Here is a 561-nt window from a genome sequence, read left to right as displayed (position 1 = left end):
CGGATTGAACTCCGGTGAATACGGCGGCAAGTACACCAACGAGAGCCGATCCTGCGTCCCCACGAAGGCCGAAACGGCCTTCGCCCGGTGAATCGCAGCGTTGTGCAGCACCACCACCAGTTCGCCCACCACATGCTTCAGCAGGTGGTTCAGGAAGGCCAGGACATCACCGGTCTTGACCGCTCCTGACTGGGTGTGCTGGAGAAATTGCCTGTTCGACGTGATCGCGCCAATCGTCGAAAAGTTCTGCCAACTGGCCGGAAGACGCACCAGGGGCGTCTCCCCCCGTTTTGCCCATGTCCGTCGGAGCACGCCTTTCAGACTGAACCCCACTTCATCGAGGGAGACGAGCGTGGCGCTCTGCTCGACCTTTTTTTTCGACACCCGGGCGAGTGGTCTGCACCCAGGTCCGTACGGCCTCCTCGTTCTGCTCCAGCGCCCCTTTCCCAGGTTTCTGGGGGAGAGAACCCCAGGCGATGAAGCACCTTGCGGACATGGTCGACGTGGTACCACACCCCCAGGTGTCGCCCGACGACGTCACGGACACGGGGGGTCGTCCAG

At 62.4% G+C, this 561-nt stretch carries 1 pseudogene; it reads right to left on the bottom strand.

Annotated elements, in window-relative coordinates:
• Positions 1-561: pseudogene (locus IEY33_RS19095) on the bottom strand (IS630 family transposase); the annotation flags it as partial.

Source organism: Deinococcus aquiradiocola (assembly GCF_014646915.1).
Taxonomy (GTDB): Bacteria; Deinococcota; Deinococci; order Deinococcales; family Deinococcaceae; genus Deinococcus; species Deinococcus aquiradiocola.
The sequence above is the reverse complement of the archived record's forward strand: the minus strand, read 5'-3'. Positions and strand labels throughout refer to the sequence as shown.